The sequence below is a fragment of the Rhizobium cauense genome (genome assembly GCF_019511525.1).
Lineage (GTDB): Bacteria > Pseudomonadota > Alphaproteobacteria > Rhizobiales > Rhizobiaceae > Rhizobium > Rhizobium cauense.
In genome coordinates, this window is record NZ_JAEUAT010000001.1 from 463,888 (window position 1) to 477,180 (window position 13,293).

General features: G+C 59.8%; 13 protein-coding genes and 1 pseudogene. 7 read left to right on the forward strand and 7 right to left on the reverse strand.

All coding sequences use genetic code 11. The annotated features are described in order from the left end of the window. From deoA to JNB88_RS02330, 4 genes are all read left to right on the forward strand, one after another. Window positions 1-1,317 (forward strand): thymidine phosphorylase, encoded by a 1,317-nt coding sequence (deoA, locus tag JNB88_RS02315; protein ID WP_220354131.1) that lies wholly within the window; start codon window positions 1-3, stop codon window positions 1,315-1,317. 221 nt (window positions 1,318-1,538) lie between these two features. Beyond that, the gene (locus tag JNB88_RS02320) at window positions 1,539-2,621 is read left to right on the forward strand and encodes a substrate-binding domain-containing protein (RefSeq protein ID WP_037130919.1); all 1,083 of its coding nucleotides are present in this window, start codon (window positions 1,539-1,541) and stop codon (window positions 2,619-2,621) included. Between the two features lie 75 nt (window positions 2,622-2,696). Beyond that, the gene (locus tag JNB88_RS02325) at window positions 2,697-4,949 is read left to right on the forward strand and encodes an ABC transporter permease (RefSeq protein ID WP_220354132.1); all 2,253 of its coding nucleotides are present in this window, start codon (window positions 2,697-2,699) and stop codon (window positions 4,947-4,949) included. Then, entirely contained in the window at window positions 4,942-5,742 is an 801-nt protein-coding gene (locus JNB88_RS02330) for an ATP-binding cassette domain-containing protein (RefSeq protein ID WP_220354133.1), read from the forward strand. Before JNB88_RS02325 ends, JNB88_RS02330 begins: the two co-directional genes overlap by 8 nt. Before the next feature lie 13 nt (window positions 5,743-5,755). Here the strand turns inward: JNB88_RS02330 and JNB88_RS02335 are convergent. The 7 genes and pseudogenes from JNB88_RS02335 to JNB88_RS02365 form a co-directional block, all read right to left on the reverse strand. Beyond that, window positions 5,756-6,314 (reverse strand): annotated as a pseudogene (locus tag JNB88_RS02335) (TIGR02281 family clan AA aspartic protease). A 123-nt stretch (window positions 6,315-6,437) separates the two neighbouring features. Next, entirely contained in the window at window positions 6,438-7,067 is a 630-nt protein-coding gene (gene upp, locus JNB88_RS02340; RefSeq protein WP_037130929.1) for a uracil phosphoribosyltransferase, read from the reverse strand. Window positions 7,068-7,177: 110 nt separating this feature from the next. Further along, the gene (locus JNB88_RS02345; RefSeq protein WP_220354135.1) at window positions 7,178-8,146 is read right to left on the reverse strand and encodes an adenosine deaminase; all 969 of its coding nucleotides are present in this window, start codon (window positions 8,144-8,146) and stop codon (window positions 7,178-7,180) included. Continuing rightward, window positions 8,143-9,363 (reverse strand): phosphopentomutase, encoded by a 1,221-nt coding sequence (locus JNB88_RS02350; RefSeq protein WP_220354136.1) that lies wholly within the window; start codon window positions 9,361-9,363, stop codon window positions 8,143-8,145. The genes JNB88_RS02345 and JNB88_RS02350 overlap by 4 nt, the downstream gene beginning before the upstream one ends. A 105-nt stretch (window positions 9,364-9,468) precedes the next feature. Next, complete coding sequence (locus JNB88_RS02355; RefSeq protein ID WP_220354137.1) at window positions 9,469-10,044, reverse strand: TadE/TadG family type IV pilus assembly protein; 576 nt, start codon at window positions 10,042-10,044, stop codon at window positions 9,469-9,471. Next, window positions 10,044-10,658, reverse strand: a complete 615-nt coding sequence (locus JNB88_RS02360; RefSeq protein WP_220354138.1) for a TadE/TadG family type IV pilus assembly protein — start codon at window positions 10,656-10,658, stop codon at window positions 10,044-10,046. The genes JNB88_RS02355 and JNB88_RS02360 overlap by 1 nt, the downstream gene beginning before the upstream one ends. 101 nt (window positions 10,659-10,759) lie before the next feature. Continuing rightward, on the reverse strand, window positions 10,760-11,164 hold the full coding sequence (locus tag JNB88_RS02365; protein ID WP_220354139.1) for a pilus assembly protein N-terminal domain-containing protein: 405 nt from the start codon (window positions 11,162-11,164) through the stop codon (window positions 10,760-10,762). A gap of 405 nt (window positions 11,165-11,569) precedes the next feature. Between JNB88_RS02365 and JNB88_RS02370 the strand changes: the two genes are divergently transcribed. The 3 genes from JNB88_RS02370 (at window position 11,570) to cpaB (ending at window position 13,290) form a co-directional block, all read left to right on the forward strand. After that, entirely contained in the window at window positions 11,570-11,770 is a 201-nt protein-coding gene (locus tag JNB88_RS02370; RefSeq protein ID WP_220354140.1) for a Flp family type IVb pilin, read from the forward strand. Window positions 11,771-11,853: 83 nt separating this feature from the next. Further along, on the forward strand, window positions 11,854-12,366 hold the full coding sequence (locus JNB88_RS02375; protein WP_220354141.1) for an A24 family peptidase: 513 nt from the start codon (window positions 11,854-11,856) through the stop codon (window positions 12,364-12,366). Window positions 12,367-12,477: 111 nt separating this feature from the next. Beyond that, window positions 12,478-13,290: a Flp pilus assembly protein CpaB gene (gene cpaB / locus JNB88_RS02380; RefSeq protein WP_220354142.1), complete on the forward strand. Its 813-nt coding sequence runs from the start codon at window positions 12,478-12,480 to the stop codon at window positions 13,288-13,290. The last annotated feature ends 3 nt before the right edge of the window (window positions 13,291-13,293 follow it).

Consider the following 13,293-nt stretch of genomic DNA (forward strand, 5'->3'; position numbering starts at 1 on the left):
ATGATCCCGCAGGAAATCATCCGCCGGAAGCGAAACGGCGGGACGCTTTCCGACGAGGACATACAATCGTTCATTGCAGCCCTTGCCGCTGGCCGGCTTTCCGAAGGTCAGATCGGTGCCTTCGCCATGGCGGTCTGGTTCAAGGGCATGTCGCGCGAAGAGGTCGTGGCGCTGACGCTTGCGATGGCCCGCTCGGGCGACACGCTGAGCTGGGCAGACATCGACCGGCCAATCGCCGACAAGCATTCGACGGGCGGTGTCGGGGACAATGTTTCCCTGATGCTCGCACCAATCGCGGCAGGCTGCGGGCTGGCCGTTCCGATGATTTCAGGGCGTGGCCTCGGCCATACCGGCGGCACGCTGGACAAGCTCGAGGCCATACCCGGCTATAACGTCACCCCTGACGCCTTGCTTTTCCGCAAGATCGTGAAGGATGTCGGTTGCGCCATCATCGGTCAGACAGGTTCCCTGGCGCCTGCCGACGGCAAGCTCTACGCCGTCCGCGACGTCACGGCCACGGTCGACTCGATCCCCCTCATCACCGCCTCGATCCTCTCGAAGAAACTCGCGGCCGGCCTGCAGACACTTGTGCTTGACGTCAAGGTCGGCACCGGCGCGTTCATGGCCGAACCCAAGGATGCCGAGATGTTGGCCCGCGCACTTGTCGATGTTGCCAACAGCGCGGGCGTCAGAACGTCGGCCCTGATCACCGACATGAACCAGCCGCTCGCCGATGCGGCAGGAAATGCGGTCGAGATCCGCAACTGTCTGGATTTTCTGGAGGGCAGAAAGAAGAACACGCGGCTGGAGGCCGCCGTGCTTGCCTTCGCGGCCGAGATGCTTGTGGAATCGGGCGTGGCTTCATCGTTGGAGGACGGCGAAGCGAGGGCGACCGCCGCTCTCTCATCAGGCAGAGCGGCTGAAAGCTTCGGCCGCATGGTTCACCTGCTCGGCGGCCCTTCGGATCTTTTGGAGAGATCGGACAAGTACCTCATCCAGGCACCGGTGACGAAACCCGTCCCTGCGCCTCGATCCGGCTGGCTTTCCGCCTGTGACGTGCGGGAAATCGGCATGACAGTTGTCGATCTCGGCGGCGGACGGCGACATCCCGACGATCGGATCGATCACCGTGTCGGGATTTCAGGCATTCTACCGCTTGGCAGCCGCGTCGAGAGAGGCGACCCTATCGCGCTTGTCCATGCCTCAAGTGCGGATTCGGCGGATGCGGCCGTTGCCGCTTTGTCGGCAAACTATCGCATCGATGAACGCCAACGGGAGATTCCCGCAGTCGTGTGTGACCGCGTCGCGGCTCTGTGAGGTTTCGGAAGGGATCAGGCACGACTTCGACGGCTATTTGCCGGTCTTAACAAGTAAAAGATGCGTATTGGACAAACAAATTCCCCCTTACGATGAGTTCATCGTTTACTTGCATCGGAATTGCGCAGAATATTAGCGCATGGGAGGAAGCCTTCGGCCCCACTCTCCATAAATTGCGCGCCCGAACGGCTTTCCTTCCTTGACTCAAGGGAGGATTAATCATGAGGCGGACTTTGCTGTACGCAGCATCGGCTGCGGTACTATCGCTCGGCGTATCGCATGTATTTGCGCAGTCGGGCAGCGTTGAGAAGGCGGTTGGCGGCTACGATTTTACCGAGGCCGCCAAGGAAGCCGCTGGCACCAAGAACTTCCATTCGGCAGACGGTCATCTGACCTTCGCGATCGTGACCCATACCGCAGGCAACGGCTTCTTCGATCCGGTCTATGTCGGCGCAACCGTAGCCGGCAACATGATCGGCGCCAAGATTCTGCTGCTTGGTTCGGAATCACCAGTGGACGATCCAGCACGTGAGATCGAGATCCTGAACCAGATCGTCCAGGATCCGACGATCGATGGCATCATCATGACGACGCCCCAAGTCGGCGCCTACAATGACATCGTCAAGGCGGCCGAAACGGCAGGCATACCGGTCGCCACAACCAATTCCTTCGATGGAACGATCCTGAACCGCAGCGGCATAAGTCACACCGGCCAGGATGCATCGGCTGCCGCAATCGGTGGCGAGGCGCTTGCCAAGTGCGTGCTGGACAGCGGCGCGACCAGCGGCTCGATCCTCTTGCCGTCGTCGACTGCAATGGGCAACATCGAAGTCAACAATCGCGTAACGTCCGCCTTTAACGCCATCGTCAAGACGTTGAAGGATGCCGGCAAGCTCGATGCCTTCAAGGTCGATGCCGGGCCGGAAAATGTCGGGATCGACACGAACCCGAACGATCCGGTGAACGCGCTCGTTTCGCTGTTTGAGTCCCGCGGCGACGTGGTTGGCGCCTTCACGGCCAACAACGTCTTCACGCCACCGCTCGTAAAGGCTGTTGCGCAAATGGGGCGGACCGGCAAGTTCTGTGCATTTGGTTTCGATCTCGGTCCGGCACAGCAAGAAGGCATCGCCGCTGGTAATCTGACCGGCTCGCTGGGACAGCAACCGTTCCTGCAAGGTTTCTGGCCTGTCATGCAGCTTTACCTGCAGATCGATCGCGGCATTGCTGCCGCCAACCTCGATACGCGCGCCCAACTGGTGACGAAAGACACCGTCGCAAACGTTGGCAAGCGCTTCGAGAACTAACCGCACGAAACGCTGAAATCGACGCGGGAGGACAAACCTCCCGCCTCGTCACGGCAAGCTTGATCGGCAGAGACCATGGCGTTCACGACAACATCGCTAGGCCGAGCGCCGCCTCAGCTCGTCGGCGGCTGGGAGGTTGGCCTGCTGATTTTCCTCGTGCTGCTCTATCTCGGTGGTGCATTCGTCAATCCGGCCTTCTTCGGTTCTACCGAGGCTCTCCACGCGCTGCTTCGTGATACGTCGCGCGTTGGAATCATCGCCGTCGGAATGACCTTTGTCATCGCCAACAGGGATCTCGATCTTTCGGTCGGCTCCACCTACGGCCTGATCGCCGTGGTTTTTGCGAGGCTCTTCGCGTCGGACGTCCTTGACCTTGGCGTGATTGAGGTCGCGATTCTCTGCCTGTTGCTGGGGGCGCTGATTGGTCTCGTCAACGGTGTCCTCGTGACAACCCTGAAGGTGCCGGCCTTCATCGCAACGCTGACGATGCTATTCGTCGGCCGAGGCTTTGTCCTTGCCCTTACCCACGGTCAGGCGATCTACTACTCCGGGAAAGCAGCGGAGTACCCCCTCTTCTTTCATCTCGGCGAGATCAACTCACTCGGCTTCAACAACCAGATCGCGATCTTCTTTCTGGTCGCGATCATCGGCGCCCTTACGCTTGCGAAGACCCGCTGGGGTTATGAAACCCTCGCTACCGGTGGAAACGAGCAGGCCGCAGCCTATGCCGGCATCCGCACGCGCTGGGTGCGGATTCGTGCATACCTTCTCTCATCGCTTTGCGCGACCCTTTCCGCTCTGCTGTCGGCTGCACAGGACAAGGGTGTCACTCCTCTCTACGGGGTCAGCTGGGAACTCACCGTCATCGCATCCGTCGTCATCGGCGGTGCATCGATCCTCGGCGGGCGCGGTCGCGTTATCGGGTCCTGTCTTGGTGCTGCAGCCGTCGTGCTGATCGACAAGGTGCTGCGCGAAGGCTGGCCGATCACACGCACCGTCGTTATCGACGGGGAGAGCGTAGCAGTCGGCGCGAGATTCACTCTGCCCGCCGGCGCCGTGCTGGTTTTCCTGGGACTCCTTCTTGTCACGGCGGTGCTCATCGAGCCCGTCCTCATCCGCCGCCAGATCGCGAACCGGCTCTGGGCTTGGCTGCGCGGGCAACCGCCACCCCCGACCTATGAGATCGGCGGCGTCGCCCTGGAAGGAGTGCAGACGAAGGGTGCCGTGGCAACCGACATGGCCCTCTCGACGACCAGGCTCGGCAAGTTCCTCGCGCGTCGCGACGCGCTGGCAATCATCCTGACAGCGGTGTTGTGGCTGACGGGCCTGGCGCTACGGCCGGACTATTGGTGGAACCTGCCAAACACCTTCGCGATCCTGCTTAACTACACGGAACTGGCCCTCATTGCCGTCGGTCTGACCTATGTCATTGTGGCTGGCGACATCGACCTCTCTGTTGGCGCCGTGCTTGCGCTTGCGGGCAGCACCGCGGCCTACTTTCTGAAGGTGTTGGGTGCCGACCCCTTCACGGCGGTCGCGATGGGCCTGCTTGCGGGGACGGCGGCCGGCCTTGTCAACGCCGTCGTCACCGTCGGCTTCAAGCTGCCCGCCTTCATTGCCACACTCGGCATGTTCTACATTGCCCGCGGGCTCGCCGCCTGGTTTGTCGCCGGCCAGCAACTGACCGGTTGGTCCGAAGGCTACAATCTGCTTGGCCGCAAGGTGAATGACGTTCTCCTGCATTTCGGCCTGTCACTGCCGGCAGGGATCATTCGCACACTGGCCGAAGTGGTCAGCATACAGACGATCTTCATGTTCTTCGTCGCCCTCGTCGCCGGTATCGTGCTTGCCTATACTCCATTTGGACTGAAGGTTTGCGCCACAGGCGGCAACGTGCGCGCTGCGGCCTATGCCGGCATCAATACAAACCGTGTGCGCTTCATTTCACTGATGCTTGCCGCCCTCTGCGCGACGATGGCCGGGATCATCAACGTCGCTTATTTCCGCAGCTTCAATCCCGTAGCCGGTCAGTTTCGCGAGCTTGACGCCATCGCCTCGGTCATCATCGGCGGTGGGTCGATCTTCGGTGGCTACGGCACGATGATCGGCTCGCTTGCCGGCGCCGCCGTCATCACGCTCATCCGAGCACTCCTGCAGCTCAACGTGCAGGGCTTCAGCATGCCGCAGCACTGGATCAACGTCTTCATCGGGGCCATCCTCATTGCGGCCGTACTGATCGACATTTGGCTGCGTCAAGCCAACCTCGTCGCGCGCCTGCGGGCTCGTTTAACCTCAACCGCACCAACGAGAGAACGCATCCATGGCTGACGCGGGACCTCTACAGCCGATTGTCGAAATGCGGGGGATCGAAAAGGCTTTCGGAGCAGTGCAAGCGCTGCGCAAGGTCGATCTCACCCTCTACCCCGGCGAAATTCTCGGGCTGGTCGGGGACAATTCGGCGGGCAAGTCGACACTGATGAAGATCCTGACCGGTGCCTACCAGCGTGATTCCGGCGAAATCCTGGTTGCCGGTCGACCGGTGTACTTCAAGGGCCCACACGAGAGCCGCGACGCCGGAATCGAGATGATTTATCAGGATTTCGCCCTTTGCGGGAACATGGACGTCGGTCAGAACATCTTCCTTGGCCGCTGGCCGCTCAAGGGTCCCTTCGTCGATCGACGGAAGATGTATGCGGAGGCGGACGGCGTGCTGAAGCGTCTCAAGGTCGACGTGAATTCCGTCTATCAGAAGGTCGAGAGCCTGTCGGGTGGCCGGCAGCAGTCCGTTGCGATTGCCCGAGCGATCTCTTTCGACCCGCGCGTCGTGATTCTCGACGAGCCAACTGCCAATCTTTCGGTCATGGCAACCGAACGGCTGCTTGAGACCATGCTGGAACTCAAGAAACAAGGCGTCGCTCAGATCATCATTTCTCATCGCCTTGTCGACATTTTTGCTGTCGGCGACCGCGTGATGGTTCTCAAGCGCGGCGAGTACGTCGGCGACCGCCACATCAAGAACACGGACGAGCACGAAGTGCTCGGGATCATCGTCTCCGGCACCCGGGAGAACGCGCTTACGGCCGACGAGGCAAGACAGATCGATCAGGCATCAAGACGCTGACGCTGCGCCTAATCTATTGCTTCAAACTAAGGGATCCATCCGCAACCGAATAGGAGGCAAGCTTCTTGAGGAAGCTCATACCGACGAGCGTCGATGAAAGTGCATCGTCTCTCAGCACGAAGGCCTCCACGTCACGCACGCGAATGCCGCCGATTTCCACACGGTCCAACGTCACGTGAGCAGCCTTCGTCTCACCGTTGGCGGTGTTGACCGAGTAGCGAAAGTCGAGCTGGTTGCCGGTGTAGCCAAGGCGCCGGGCGAAACTCTCGTTCAGGGCGACATAGGTCGCGCCGGTATCAATGAGGCCCTGCACCTGCCGGCCGTTGATCCTGAAATCTCCGGAATAGTGCCCCTGGGCATCAGCTCGCAGTCGCATGGTGCCGCCGTTCGGTGTCGGGGCAGTCTGTTCCCCGGCAGAGCCGGTGACGAAGTTGGCCGAGGCGACCGCTTCGTTGCTGCGTTTTCCCATGAGGGCTGGGATCTGCGTTGCAAGCACCGCAGCGACGCTTGCAAAAATGACGGTACGCACGAGCATCGGGACAGAAATCCTTCCTGTATAAACCCCGCGTCATGCGTGGCCATGCTTACAGGTCCTACGCCTTAATTGCTGACAAGTTGCTAATGCCGGCAAAGCAAATGGCCCGGCAAGCATGTCCGGGCCATTTGCTGAATCGATTTGGTAAACGGATTATAAATTACTTGGTACCGTACATACGGTCGCCGGCATCGCCGAGGCCGGGCATGATGTAGCCCTTCTCGTTCAGGTGGCTGTCGATGGAGGCGGTGAAGACGGGCACATCAGGATGCGCTTCGCGGAAATTCTTGATGCCTTCGGGTGCTGCGAGGAGGCAGAGGAAGCGAATGTTGTGGGCGCCGCGTTCCTTGAGCTTGTCGATCGCCGCGATCGACGAGTTGCCGGTGGCAAGCATCGGGTCGACCACGATGATCAGGCGCTCCGAGATATCCTCCGGCGCCTTAAAGTAATATTCGACCGGCTGCAGCGTCTCATGATCGCGGTAGACGCCGATATGAGAAACGCGTGCCGACGGTACGAGATCGAGCATGCCCTCAAGCAGACCGTTGCCAGCGCGGAGGATCGAGGCGAAGACGAGCTTCTTGCCTTCGAGGATCGGCGACTGGATCGTCTGCAGCGGCGTCTCGATGGTTTCCATCGTGAGCTCCAGATCGCGGGTCACTTCGTAGCAGAGCAGCGTGGAGATTTCGCGCAGAAGCCGACGGAAACTTCCGGTCGATGTCTCCTTACGCCGCATGATCGTGAGTTTGTGCTGCACAAGCGGGTGATCGATGACCGTTACGCCGTCCATGGCCAGAGCCCTTCCTATCGTTGTTCTTATCGGATGTTTCTTCCATGGAAATTGCCTCCACCGCAAGAGCGGAGGCTATTTTGCAGCATCGATCCCCAGGGTCGGATGCATTACATCCGGGCAAAAAGCGCCTGGCGCGTCGGCTCGTCGACGAAGGCCGCCTCAATCCCGGTTCGGGTCATCTCATCGATCGCGGCGTCACTGAAGCCGAAGGCGTCTTCGGCCAGCTCGTACTCACGCTTCAGCGATGTGTGGAAGAATGGCGGGTCGTCGGAACTGATGGTCACGCGGACACCAGCCTCTTTGAGCTTTCGCAGCGGGTGCGAGGCGAAATCGTCAAAGACCTTCAACGCAATATTGGAGCCAGGACATACTTCAAGCACCGTTCCGAGATCGGCGAGCCGCTTGACGAGATCCTGGTCCTCGATCGCACGCACACCATGGCCGATGCGAGAAGGCCTGACGACATCAAGCGCATCGGCAACGCTGAAGGCGCCGCACACCTCGCCAGCGTGGATGGTGAGACCAAGACCCGCATCGCGCGCGATGTCGAAGGCGCGGGCGTAGTCAGCTACGCGACCCATCCGCTCCTCGCCCGCAAGGTTAAATCCTGTGATCAGCGGGTTCTTAGCCTTAGCTGCATATTCGGCGGCACCTATGACACTCTCCGGACCGAAGTGGCGCTCGCCGGTGACGATCAGGCGCGCCTCGATGCCGCTCGTTGCCCTTGCGCGACGAATACCTTCGCAAACGCCCTCGATGTAAGCGTCCGCACCAAGCCCGATTCGCTTGCCGTGATCGGGAGAAACGATCAGCTCGCTGTAGATCGTGCCGATTCCCGCAAGCTCATCGAGATAGGTTTCGGTCAACAGCGCATAGTCTTCTTCGGTCTTGTAGACCTCGGAGACCTTGTCGTAGCACTCCAGGAAACTGGCAAAGTCATGCCAGACATAGGTGCCGTCAGCGAGGTAGGGGCTGATGTCGATATTGTACTTGCGCGCCTGAGCCAAAGTGAGCGCCGGTGGTGCCGCACCTTCCAGATGGCAGTGCAGCTCGACCTTCTTCAAATGCGATGTCATAGAAAACTTCTCCCGTGCGCGCCCGCCGGGATGCGAAGATGGCGAGCAATCGTCTCGCCGATATCCGCATAGGTGGCGCGAATGCCTATATCGCGAGAACGAAGCCCTGGCCCGTAGGCAATGATCGGCACACGTTCGCGCGTGTGATCCGTTCCGCGCCATGTCGGATCGCAGCCGTGGTCGGCGGTCAGGATGACGAGATCACCGGGTTTCAGCTTGCCGCCGACCTCGGGCAACCGGGCATCAAAGGCCTCGAGAGCGGCAGCGTAGCCAGCCACATCCCGACGATGGCCGTACACCATGTCGAAATCGACAAAATTGGTGAAAACCAGCTCGCCATCCTCGGCGGTATCCATAGCCGCAAGGCTAGCATCCATCAGGGCCTCGTTGCCATTGGCCTTAATGACCCGGGATACCCCCTTATGCGCAAAGATGTCGCCGATCTTGCCAATGGCATGGACCTTTCGACCCTCCTTGACCAGCCGGTCGAGAAGCGTCGGCTCCGGCGGCGGCACCGAGAAGTCGCGGCGATTTCCGGTGCGCTCAAACCTGGAGGCGGTTTCTCCAATGAACGGTCGCGCGATGACGCGGCCGATGTTGTAGTGGTCCAGAAGCGCGCGGGCGATCGCGCAGAAAGTCATCAGCCTGTCGAGGCCGAAATGCGTCTCATGCGCGGCGACCTGGAAGACGGAGTCGGACGAGGTGTAGCAGATCGGCTTGCCGGTGCGGATATGCTCCTCACCGTGGCGCGCAATGATGTCGGTGCCGGAGGCGTGGCAATTCCCGAGGATGCCGGGGACGTCAGCCGCACTGCAGAGCGCCTCGACGAGCTGCGGCGGAAAGGCGTCGCCTTCGGTCGGAAAGTAGCCCCAGTCGAAGGTGACCGGCGTTCCGGCGATCTCCCAGTGACCGGACGGAGTGTCCTTGCCGCGTGAAATTTCGCTGGCCGAACCGTACATCGCGTAGGTCTTTTCGGGCACAGGCATCCCGGCCGGGAAATGTCCAGATGCTGCCTTGGCGAGATGAACCAGACCAAGGGCAGACATGTTGGGTAGCTGCAGGGGGCCCGAACGCAATCCCTCGCGATCGCCGGCGCCCGCCGCACAGTATTCCGCGATGTGGCCGAGCGTATCAGCTCCCTCGTCGCCATAGGCGGCCGCATCCGGCGCACCGCCGACGCCAAAAGAATCCAGAACAAAAAGAAAGGCTCGCGCCATGCTCCACCCAGCAACAAAGGACTGACGGCCCAAACATCGGACCGCGGTTGCTCAAGCCTTATATCGGCTGAGCACGCTTGGCAAAAAAACCAGCATGAGGTGGCGTCAGCAATCGCCGCAGGTGACCGTATCGCTCGCGCGGGGAAGATAGAAGTAGCTGCGGCTGATGGTGATCGTGCTGTTGTTCGGCACGAGGTTCGGTGCGAAGAGGAACAGCTTGTAGGGTATGCTGAGTTCGGTACGCACCAGGAAGGTGTTGGCCTTCCTCATTTCGGTCGGCACCGTTGCCGCGGAATTCACGGCATAGGGACGACTTCCATCCTGCGCCCAGGACCATGCAACCTTCGGGGTCGCGGTCCCATCCAGAGCGATACCCGTGACCTTAACCGTAAGGTCGGTCGAACCATAGGGTACGAACACCGCGTTGGCGACGGACGGCATATCGGCGAGCCAGGACTTGGTTACGCTTTTCTGCTGCGTCACGATATCGGTGATCGTACCGGCCGCCCGACTCGCACGCTTGCTGATGCTGAGGCCGATCGTGATTTCGAACGCGCCGATGTAGAGCATCACCAGGATAGGGAAGAGGATCGCAAACTCGATCGCACCGACGCCCTGGCGATCGCCGATGAAGCGCTTTGAAAGCCGGTGAAGGCGTATCAGTACACCACGACCTGCCATCAGTATTGCTCGTTCTGGAAAGCTGAGGTTGCGACGATCAGGAAGTAGGATGAGGACCCGTCGGTGGGACGGACGCTCGTGATGTACGGCCGTATCAGGTCTGTGATGACCTGCCAGCGGTAGTAGGCCCGTACCATGTTGATCGTCCCCGAGCCGCCGGGAAGATACTTGAAGTCGGACGTCTTGATATCGGCGTAAGCGGCGGTCGACGTCCTCGGTATCGTCGTTGGAATGGCTGCAAAGGTGGCAAAGTTCCGCACGTCGACAAACAGCTTGCTTGGCGTCGCCACTTCCATTTTCGAGCACTTTATCAGGATCGAGATCTCGTTGCAGAACTCGGTTCTAAAGGCAGTGACATTCGTGTTCGTCGGCGTGATCTGCCCCGTCCGCATCTTGCGGCTCATCGTATCCACCGCATTTGATACGAGTTGCTCGCCCGCGAAGGCAATGAACGTCTCGATGATCGCAAAAACGACAAGGAAATAGGGGATCGCAAGGAGCGCAAATTCAATGGCGGCCGCGCCGTCACGCGAGCGCGAAAATGCGATTAGTCGTAGCCTCGTGCGCCGATGAGGGCGGCAGGCCACGTCCGCCGCTTGTTCCATTTTCTTCATGGCCTGCATCCGGGACAACTTCGACTACATTCTTGTAGAGCGCGATCGTTGATTTTCCGTTTCAAACCGGTTCGGGAGGCGCAAACCGGATCTTGCGGCGATCACTCGCTGGCGGCCGCAGCATCCTGCTGGTTGTGCTGCTCGCAATTCGGGGTGCATGACAGGACCGAACGTTCCGTCTGGCGGAAGACGCGAACGGTATTCGCCTCGTCAATCGACACCAGGATGCTCTCGTCAAGGATGGCATTGCCATCCGCATCGAGCAGCACGAGGTTGGTCGTCCCAAAGCTGCGCCCGGTCAGAACGATCGTCTTGGCGTCGGCAACGGTCGCATCGGCAACCTTGGCGTTGCCGACGATGACTTTGCTGACGGGGCGATCAAGCTTCAGAACGCGCGCCTGATCCATGTAGACCCGCAGTATGTTCTGCTGGGCGTACGCGGTTTCACAAAGGCCGAGGGCGGCGAGAAAGGCGGCTAGGACGATCGTCTTGCCACTCGGCGACATGTTGGCTCTCTTTCAAGGGTTGCGGCGATTTTTGCCAAGTACCATGAGAAAAAATGGTGAACGAAGCTTTAATGCCGCTTAGATCCGCCCGGAAATAAGACGCTGCGTCCAGTATAGAGACATCATGTGTGCTTCTGGGCCACTCTTTTCAGCGCAAAACACAAAAGGGCCGGTATTGGTGGACGTCCGAGGATCCTATTACTACAGCGATTCACAGTGCCTGTCTCGCATTTTAAACAACACTTCAAGAAAATACTTACCATTCGCAAGCGTCGGTTGGCGTTTACCAAGCGGTAACCCAACTCTTTAAGTTGATGGAAACAGGCCCGCGCTAAATTGTGGCAATCCGATCAACGGCAACAGTTGGCGGACGTGCTGAACATCAACTGGAGTTAGGAGTTTACCATGACCAAACTTGTTAGCCGTTTTCTCAAGGACGAATCCGGCGCGACCGCAATTGAATACGGCCTGATCGCCGCCCTCATTTCCGTAGCCCTGATCACCGGCGCGACGACCCTGGGCAGCAAATTGAACAACGTCTTCGTCGGTATCTCCGGCAAGATGGACGATGCCGCGACGAAGGCAGCCGAGCAAACCCAGGAATAATACGCGGGCGAGTGCCGAAACTCGATCGAGCATGGGCTCACCCGCCGACGGGTGAGCCCTTTGTCTTTAGCACGGTGGCGACAATGATCGTAGCTGCAATCCTCGTGATCCTCCCGCTCTGTCTTGCCATAGCGGCCTTCTCCGATCTTTTTACGATGACGATACCGAACAGGACGTCGGCCATCCTCATCGCGGCGTTCCTTGTTCTTGCGCCTTTTGCAGGCGTTCCCCTGCCCGTGATTGGTATGCATCTTGCGGGTGCGCTTTGCGTTCTGGTTGTTTGCTTCGTACTCTTTGCCATGAACATCATGGGCGGCGGCGATGCCAAATTGCTCGCAGCGACATCGCTCTGGTTCGGACTCAACCCCTCGCTCTTTGAATTTCTCGTCTATGTCAGCATCATCGGTGGTGCCGCGACGCTATTGATCCTGATGATCCGGGCACAGGCCAACGTCATCCTTGCTGTGGGGCTGCCGATTCCAAGCTCGATACTGCTCGCCAAGAAGATCCCCTACGGGATTGCCATCGCGATCGGCGGGTTCATGGCGTTTCCTTCCTCGCCGCTTTTTCTTGCGGCACTTGAAGGGCTCAAGTAACGGCAAGTTAAGTCGCCGTTAACCTAAGATCGAAGGCTTTCATTAACCATAATTATACCAATTGCGGGTCATTCTCCGGGGCGAATATCGCGAATCCCCGAGGAACGTTGGATGAAACCCGCCCGCCTAATAATACTTGGAGTGGCTGTCGTTGCCGCCGGTCTTGCCGGTGTCCTGGCGATGAGCCTTGCGGGCCGCGGCTCCGTCGTCACGAAAGTCAAGTCGGTGGTCGAGAAGGAGCCGACCGTCAACGTGCTCGTCTCCAGCGCCAATCTGCCGGTCGGCGCACGCTTGGATGACAAGGCCGTGCAATGGATGGCCTGGCCCCAGAGCGCAGTCGTTCAGGGTTTCATCACCGAGACTGAGAAGCCCGACGCGCTGAAAAACATGCAGGGCGCCGTCGTGCGCCTGCCGATCTTCGAGGGTGAGCCCATCCGCGCGGAGAAGGTCGCCGATTCGAGCAGCCGCATCATGTCCTCGCTCCTCCCTTCCGGAAAACGCGCTGTCGCAACGGAAATCTCGGTTTCGACAGGCGCTGGCGGCTTTATCCTGCCGAACGACCGCGTCGACGTGATCATGGTCCGCAAGTCCAAGGACGCCGACAAGTATCTGACCGAGACGGTGCTCAGCAACGTGCGCGTTCTCGCGATCGATCAGCAGATCCAGGAGAAGGAGGACGGTTCCAAAACCGTGGTCGGAACGACCGCGACCCTGGAACTTACTCCTGACCAGACCAAGGTGCTGGCTGTTGCGCAGCAGATGGCCGACCGGTTGTCACTGGCATTGCGCTCCGTCGCCGATGCGCAGGAGCAGGACACCAGCGCCGCGGACTATCTGCTTAGCGGCGACAACGGCAGCGCCATCGTTCAGGTCATCAAATCAGGCTCAATCGTCACCGCCAACAGCGCGCCGAAGGCCGAGTAAAGG

Coding starts and splice junctions, on each gene's coding strand:
- cpaB (WP_220354142.1), top strand. CDS start 12,478: ATGAAACCCGCCCGCCTAATAATACTTGGAGTGGCTGTCGTTGCCGCC.
- JNB88_RS02365 (WP_220354139.1), bottom strand. CDS start 11,164: ATGTCGCCGAGTGGCAAGACGATCGTCCTAGCCGCCTTTCTCGCCGCC.
- JNB88_RS02345 (WP_220354135.1), bottom strand. CDS start 8,146: ATGACATCGCATTTGAAGAAGGTCGAGCTGCACTGCCATCTGGAAGGT.
- JNB88_RS02370 (WP_220354140.1), top strand. CDS start 11,570: ATGACCAAACTTGTTAGCCGTTTTCTCAAGGACGAATCCGGCGCGACC.
- JNB88_RS02360 (WP_220354138.1), bottom strand. CDS start 10,658: ATGAAGAAAATGGAACAAGCGGCGGACGTGGCCTGCCGCCCTCATCGG.
- JNB88_RS02355 (WP_220354137.1), bottom strand. CDS start 10,044: ATGGCAGGTCGTGGTGTACTGATACGCCTTCACCGGCTTTCAAAGCGC.
- upp (WP_037130929.1), bottom strand. CDS start 7,067: ATGGACGGCGTAACGGTCATCGATCACCCGCTTGTGCAGCACAAACTC.
- JNB88_RS02330 (WP_220354133.1), top strand. CDS start 4,942: ATGGCTGACGCGGGACCTCTACAGCCGATTGTCGAAATGCGGGGGATC.
- JNB88_RS02325 (WP_220354132.1), top strand. CDS start 2,697: ATGGCGTTCACGACAACATCGCTAGGCCGAGCGCCGCCTCAGCTCGTC.
- deoA (WP_220354131.1), top strand. CDS start 1: ATGATCCCGCAGGAAATCATCCGCCGGAAGCGAAACGGCGGGACGCTT.
- JNB88_RS02350 (WP_220354136.1), bottom strand. CDS start 9,363: ATGGCGCGAGCCTTTCTTTTTGTTCTGGATTCTTTTGGCGTCGGCGGT.
- JNB88_RS02375 (WP_220354141.1), top strand. CDS start 11,854: ATGATCGTAGCTGCAATCCTCGTGATCCTCCCGCTCTGTCTTGCCATA.
- JNB88_RS02320 (WP_037130919.1), top strand. CDS start 1,539: ATGAGGCGGACTTTGCTGTACGCAGCATCGGCTGCGGTACTATCGCTC.